Raw genomic sequence first — 3,533 nt, 5'->3', positions numbered from 1 at the left:
GATAGCGCCGGAAGGCGCGGCTTCCATCCTCCATCGCGACCCCTCGAGGGCCCCCGAGCTCGCCGAGGCGCTCCGGATCTCCGCGTTCGATCTCGAGAGCCTCGGGATCGCCGATCGCGTGGTCGCCGAACCGAGGGACGGCGCCCATACCCGTCCGGACGCGGCCATCAGGACGGTTGCCGCGCTCGTGGGGGAGGAGCTGTCCGGCGCCGGGGGCCGCGGGCGGATGTCCCGGCGCAGCCGGCGGTGGCGCACGGCCGGGACCGCCTGGACCTCCTGACCGGCCCGACCGGGGGGCCCATAGCCGTCCGTTGTGGCTATCGAAGCTACGTGTTCACCGCCGATGCTCGGGGTATAGAAGGGTGGACGAAAGGAGCGGACCGATGCCGCGGCCGGGTGCTTGGCCAGTGGCTCGCGGATTCGTCCGGGAGGCACGAGGTATCGCGACGCTCGCCGTCCGCTACCCGTTCGGGATCAGGTCCGAGCAGGTGCCCACGCCAGCCGAGCGGGAGACCCTCGGGCTCCCCGTCGTCCTGGTCCACGGCTACTTCCACAACCGGTCGGGCTTCTACGCCATGCGCCGGACCCTCACCGACGACGGTTTCGCGTGGGTGCACGCGATGAACTACTCACCGGTCCGCAACAGCGTCGCCTCGCTGGCCGAGCTGCTGGCCGACCGCGTGGAAGCCATCCTCGAGGTGTCCGGCGCGCCGCGCGTCCACGTGGTCGGACACTCCCTCGGGGGGCTGGTGATCCGGTGGTACCTCCAGGAGCTGGGCGGCTGCGACCGGGTCGACCACGCGGTCACGATCGGCACCCCGCACCGCGGGACGTACGCGGCCTACGGCGCGTTCGGGGAGACGGGCAGGGACATGCGGCCCGGCTCCCGGACCATCGAGCGACTGGAGGACGGCTTCCTCGACTGCCCGACGAAGTTCGTGAACGTCTACAGCGACACGGACGCCTTCATACTGCCCGCCGTCTCCGCGGAGCTCCCGGAGCGCGAGACGGTCGAGAACGTCCTCGTCCGCGGCATCGGCCACGGGTCGCTCCTGCTGGAACCCAGGTTGATCCGCGTGGTCTCAGACCACCTGGCGACCGCAGAGGTGTCCGCTCCGATCGCCCCCGTCCGTAGGCTGCGCGAGGTGACGGGGCCGCCGTCCGCCGCCGCGGACGCCAGCCTCTAGCTCTCCACCTCGGCGCCCTGCACGCCGGTGATGCGGCAGATCGCCGCGAGCACCTCGTCGATCGACTCGCCGCGGCTGCGGGTGATGCGCAGCCGCGCGTGGACGCCCTCCTGCTCCTCGAGGTCCTCGAGGTCCATCCCCCTGATCCGGTGCCCGCGGGCGCGCAGCAGGTCGACGACCTCGTCGAGCACCTCTTCGCTGTTGGCGTGGACGGTGACGACCTCGCGGTCGATCCCCGCGGCCTGGCGCAGACGGCGCCGGACGCGTCTCAACCCCCACAGGCTGATCAGCGTCAGCAGCACGGTGAACCAGGTGACCCAGTACATCCCGACCCCGGCCGCGGTTCCGACCGCCGCCACGACCCACAGGCTGGCGGCGGTCGTCAGGCCGCGGATCGAGAAACCCTGCCGGATGATGGTCCCCGCCCCGAGGAAGCCGACGCCCGTGACGATGTTGGAGGCGACCCGGGTGATGTCGTACCGCGCCTGCACCTGCCCGGCCGCGGCGTCCTCGAACCCGTAGACCGAGACGATCGTGAACAGGGCCGCGCCGACCGAGACCAGCATGTGGGTGCGCAGGCCGGCCGCTTGGTCGCGCAGCTCGCGCTCGACGCCGACGAGGGCCCCCGCTAGAGCAGCCAGGGCCAGGCGCCCGGCCAGCTCGACCTGGAAGAGGAGGTCTAGGTCCAACTCAGGCGACGCGTGCGGCCCCGGCCGCGTGCTGCTCGGGGAACATGCGCGCGTAGTGCGTGCCCCCCGTCCGTGCCTCCCACTCCCCGACCGTCTTCTCGAACTCCTCCCACGCGAACGCGCCGAGCTCGTTGACCTCCTCGGACCTGAAACCGGCCGCGAGCAGGCGCTTCATGATGTGGGTGAAGGAGTACCGGTGGGCCTCCTGGGGCGGGTTGATGAAGTCGGGCGGGATGACGTCGAGGATCTCCAGGTCGAGATCCTCATCGGGTGGGTGGGTGAGCCGGACGACATCGGGGATCGCCTCCCGCATCACCGCCAGGACCCGGCCCTCTATCGAGGGGTCCTGCTCCCTCAGCTCCCGGATCACGCGGACGCCGAAACCGACGTGGCGTGACTCGTCGCGGGTGACCGCCATGAAGCCCTTGTAGAAGCCGGGGAGGACCTTGAGGTTGCGGCACAGGTCCAGCAGGAACCGCTGCCCGAGCAGGGCCAGGCCCGCCTCGAGCACCAGGTGGTAGAGGGTGACCGTCTCCGCGAACAGTCCGACGTCGCTCGGGTCCTGACGCAGACGGTCGGCCCGGCCGTCGAGGCCCCGCTCCCCGAAGAAGAGGTTCTCGTACCACGGTCCGTACTCGGGCCGGAACCGGGTCAGGTGGTCCTGGATGCCCCCCTCCATCCCCACCACGTCGTTGAACAGGCGGCGGAAGAAGACCGTGTGGCGGGCCTCGTCGACCGTCTGCGTGGTGAGGAATATCTCGTGGTCCACCCGCGGGGCGGCGAGCATGAGGGGAGCCAGGTTGCGCGTGACCGACTCCTCGCCCTGGTAGAAGGCGGCGAAGGTCCCCAGCATCTGGCTGCGCAGGACCTGCGGGATCTCGGTCCACTGCTCGCGGTCGGTCGAGAAGTCGATGTCCGTCGCGAGCCAGTGCTGCTGCTCCCACCGGCGGTAGAAGTCGTCGTAGGTGTACCGGGCCTCCGCGACCGGCAGGACCTCCTCGAGCAGCTCGTCGGGGGTGTGCTGGGACAGCTGGTCGAGGTCGAGCCCTTCGAGGTCGCGTGTGGCCATGGTTCCTCCCGTACTCCCCTTCGCGCCACCCGTACTGTCTCATGGGCCCGATCCTGCCCGCCACCCGCAGGAGAACGGCCGCAGGGAGAGAAGATCGTGGGAGTCGAGGTGGAGGAGTGGCGTGAGGAGAGCGTTGGGGATCGTCGCCGCGGTGGCTGCGTTGGCCGCCTGTATGGGCGGTCCGGCCCAGGCCGCCCGGTACACCCACGAGACCCGTTCCACGCTCTGGCTGCGATCGACCTTCACTGACGGGACGATCGTGGTCCGATTCGACGCCGACCAGCGGGAGCGGGCGTTCGGATCGGGCCCTCCGCCGGCCGTGACCCCCGAACGTTCATCGGTCTTCTGGATGTCCGTCGAGAACAAGGCGACCGGCGTCCGGCACGTGGCGAGCGGGCCCGCGCCGGTCGTGATCGACCCGACCCTCTCGGGAGCGAAGGCGACCTGGACGATGTCCAACTCGTCGGGCACGTTCACCTTCGACGTGACGGCGGTCGGGACCGGCTCCCCGGAGTGGTCCACCGAGACCTCCGGCCCACCGAACCCAGCCGCCACCCTCCGGGTGGACCGGCCCGCCACCCTCGTAGG

Annotated in this window: 5 protein-coding genes; 3 read left to right on the top strand and 2 right to left on the bottom strand. The window is 70.7% G+C overall.

Features of this window, described 5'->3' with window-relative positions:
* Both VM840_03690 and VM840_03685 read left to right on the top strand, forming a co-directional pair.
* Positions 1-280, top strand: a 280-nt coding sequence (locus VM840_03690; protein HVL80677.1) for an acetyl-CoA carboxylase carboxyl transferase subunit alpha, incomplete at its 5' end; no start/stop codon positions are given.
* A 103-nt stretch (positions 281-383) separates the two neighbouring features.
* Entirely contained in the window at positions 384-1,187 is an 804-nt protein-coding gene (locus tag VM840_03685) for an alpha/beta fold hydrolase (GenBank protein ID HVL80676.1), read from the top strand.
* On the opposite strand, the gene VM840_03680 is transcribed toward VM840_03685, so the two are convergent.
* Together VM840_03680 and VM840_03675 are read right to left on the bottom strand one after the other, a co-directional pair.
* The gene (locus tag VM840_03680; protein ID HVL80675.1) at positions 1,184-1,876 is read right to left on the bottom strand and encodes an MgtC/SapB family protein; all 693 of its coding nucleotides are present in this window, start codon (positions 1,874-1,876) and stop codon (positions 1,184-1,186) included. The two genes, VM840_03685 and VM840_03680, sit on opposite strands and share 4 nt — an antisense overlap.
* 1 nt (position 1,877) lies before the next feature.
* The gene (locus VM840_03675; protein HVL80674.1) at positions 1,878-2,945 is read right to left on the bottom strand and encodes a ribonucleotide-diphosphate reductase subunit beta; all 1,068 of its coding nucleotides are present in this window, start codon (positions 2,943-2,945) and stop codon (positions 1,878-1,880) included.
* 121 nt (positions 2,946-3,066) lie between these two features.
* Between VM840_03675 and VM840_03670 the strand changes: the two genes are divergently transcribed.
* Positions 3,067-3,533 (top strand): hypothetical protein (locus tag VM840_03670; protein ID HVL80673.1); only part of this gene is annotated, 467 nt, incomplete at its 3' end.

This window comes from Actinomycetota bacterium, assembly GCA_035540895.1.
Classification (GTDB): domain Bacteria; phylum Actinomycetota; class JAICYB01; order JAICYB01; family JAICYB01; genus DATLFR01.
This window is presented reverse-complemented; position numbering and strand designations above follow the sequence as displayed.

Bases quoted from the DNA above. Each gene is read 5' to 3' on its own strand.
- VM840_03685 (HVL80676.1), top strand. From the start codon at position 384: ATGCCGCGGCCGGGTGCTTGGCCAGTGGCTCGCGGATTCGTCCGGGAG.
- VM840_03675 (HVL80674.1), bottom strand. From the start codon at position 2,945: ATGGCCACACGCGACCTCGAAGGGCTCGACCTCGACCAGCTGTCCCAG.